The organism is Segetibacter koreensis DSM 18137, from assembly GCF_000374045.1.
Taxonomy (GTDB): domain Bacteria; phylum Bacteroidota; class Bacteroidia; order Chitinophagales; family Chitinophagaceae; genus Segetibacter; species Segetibacter koreensis.
Genome location: NZ_KB893362.1, coordinates 1 through 2,567, shown reverse-complemented (window position 1 = coordinate 2,567; position 2,567 = coordinate 1). Strand labels below are relative to the sequence as shown.

The following is a 2,567-nucleotide window of genomic DNA, read 5'->3' as shown; positions in this document are numbered from 1 at the left end:
AGGCTTACTTTTAAAAACTTATTCTCAGGATGCTGTTGTATGCTCTCATTGCGGTAAATGAAGCAGGGCATATTTACATTGTTTACCACAAGATCGAGGTCTCCATCGTTGTCTAAATCTCCGTAGGCTGAACCGTTGCTGAACCCCGGTTCATCTAAACCCCATTCCTGCGCTTTATTGCTGAAAGTTAAATCACCATTGTTACTAAAAGCATAGTTCGATATCGCATGTGACGGAATAAGATCGATCAATTTCTTGTATTCACCTTTTCCCGAAGTCACTTCCTGGAAAAACTGCTCGTTAGAAATATATTGAATGTAGTCTTCGTTGGTAAGGTCCTGGTAAATACCATTAGCTATAAAAATATCCTTAAAGCCATCATTATTCAGATCTGTAATTATCGCACCCCAACTCCAGTCGGTGGCGCTTACTCCTGCAAGCCTTCCAATTTCACTAAAGGAATTATTTCCATTATTAAGCTGAAGCATATTCCTGGTAAACTGGTGATAATAATCATACTTCAGATCGAGTTGATATTTGTCCCAGTTTTCAAAAGTTGTGTTCGTTTTAATTCTGCCCTCATCTTCCGGCAGCATCTCAGTAACAAAAATATCAGGGTTCGCATCATTATTTATATCAGCCATATCTGCGCCCATAGACGCATTGCTTATGCTCATCATTTCATCTTCAAGAACTTCCTTAAACTTTCCGTTATGCTGGTTAATATAGAGATAATCCCTTTCGAAAAAGTCATTAGAAACATAGATATCCTGCCATCCGTCTTTATTTACATCCCCTACCGTAACCCCAAGTCCAAAACCAATTGTGCTGCCAAAAATGCCTGCCTGCTCACTCACATCAGTAAAATGATCGCCATCATTACGATAGAGTTTATCACCTCCAAGTGAGTCTCTGATACTTCTTTCGTTCTTCTGAAGATTGAAGCTGCCAATAGCTTTAAAAGAGTTATTTAATAAATACATGTCTAAGTCACCATCATGGTCATAATCAAAAAAGGCTGCGTGCGTCGATAACCCTTTATCATCTAACCCATACTCGTGAGCTTTTTCAGTAAAGGAAACCTCAGTGTGGCCCGACCCTGCAGGAGATTGGGAAATACCGTTATTGATATACAATTCATTTTGCCTGTCATCACCTTTTATGTCTCCACTATTGCAAACATAAATATCTAATAAACCATCGCCATTCACATCGGCCATGCTTACACCTGTTGACCATTTTCCTTTTTTTCCTATTCCGGCTTTGTCAGTTATGTCTTCAAACTGCATATTTCCTTTATTTAGAAAAAGCCGGTTTGGTAACATATTGGCAGTAAAAAAAATATCAGGAAGTCCGTCATTATTTATATCTCCAATCGCAACACCTCCGCCGTTGTAAAAATTTCTGTACGTGTAAATATTAAATTTAGAATCGTAAGAAAGATTGTTACTAAAGTTGATATGAGTTGCGGAAGGATCTAATTTTTGAAATAAAGTTTTTGAATCTTTTTTTTCTTCTTTGCAGGAAATCAGCATAAAAAGACTCAAAAGATAAAATACAGCTCTTTTTAGGTAATTTGAGCTTACAGCACAACAACCATTGTAAACACAGGTACTTATAATTCCTATTAAAATAAAACTTCTTGTATGATCTTTTATAAACAACTTACTTCTTAAATTTTTTCTCCGTGAGTAAATCTGTGTAGTTAACCTGTACAGTCATGTCATCTTTCACTGCCATAGTAATGCGTCTATTTGCATCTACCTTAACATAAACAGTACTTTTTCCGGGTACCTTTATTTCTATAAATGGATTTCCCTTGTTATACCATTTTTTATACAGGTTTAATACATCTGCCAAAAGCTTATCAGAAAACAACTGCTTGTTCCAGGGTGCCCATGCATCGTATTGAAATACAGCGCTCATTTTATTTATTCTATTCTCATACATTTCCGGATAAAAATTCAGAGAGGCAGGGTATTTCAGTTCGTTGTGATTAAGCCTGTATAAAACAGCCGTGTTGCTTTGACCATCGGTAAACAATCCCTTTTTATTCATCTCCCAGCAATATGCAAAAAATTCCTTTCCAGTCATTCCGAAATGAATATTAAAAAAAATAGTATCCATCCGTTTTCCACTTTCCAGTTCTGATTTAACTACTTTGTTGTATTGTTCCATGCCATTTTCTCTAGTGCAGCCGGACCAAACAAAAATTAAAAAAAATAAGAGGAATATTTTAAAAATATCATTCATCGTCAATATTGAACTATTTGTATTTTATCGTTATTTTTTACTATTAATACTTCTTTGTGTCTTGAAGTTTTTAAAACCCTGATGTCACGTATAGCTCCCACAGAAAAAAAACCGCTCTTATTGGGGTGAACAGTTGTAAAACTGCCTTTGCCATTTCCTTTAAGAAAGACACCATAACTGGCATCATAGATACCCACTTCAGGTTTTGACTCATAAAAATTCCCTCCCATTATGATGTCTGTTTTTCCATCTTTGTCAAAGTCTTCTGCTGCTATGCCATACATCGGCGAAAACTGTGCTTCGGCTGGCAAGGC

General features: G+C 36.3%; 3 protein-coding genes. All 3 read right to left on the bottom strand.

The features are described 5' to 3' along the window. The coding region (locus tag B154_RS0122685; RefSeq protein ID WP_169337694.1) for an FG-GAP repeat domain-containing protein at positions 1 to 1,535 on the bottom strand (1,535 nt) is incomplete at its 3' end. 130 nt (positions 1,536 to 1,665) lie between these two features. Further along, a complete protein-coding gene (locus tag B154_RS29565; RefSeq protein ID WP_157580931.1) occupies positions 1,666 to 2,178 on the bottom strand; it encodes a hypothetical protein in 513 nt (170 codons plus the stop codon). Positions 2,179 to 2,255: 77 nt separating this feature from the next. Then, positions 2,256 to 2,567: FG-GAP repeat protein (locus tag B154_RS29560; RefSeq protein ID WP_033412468.1), on the bottom strand; the 312-nt coding region annotated here is incomplete at its 5' end.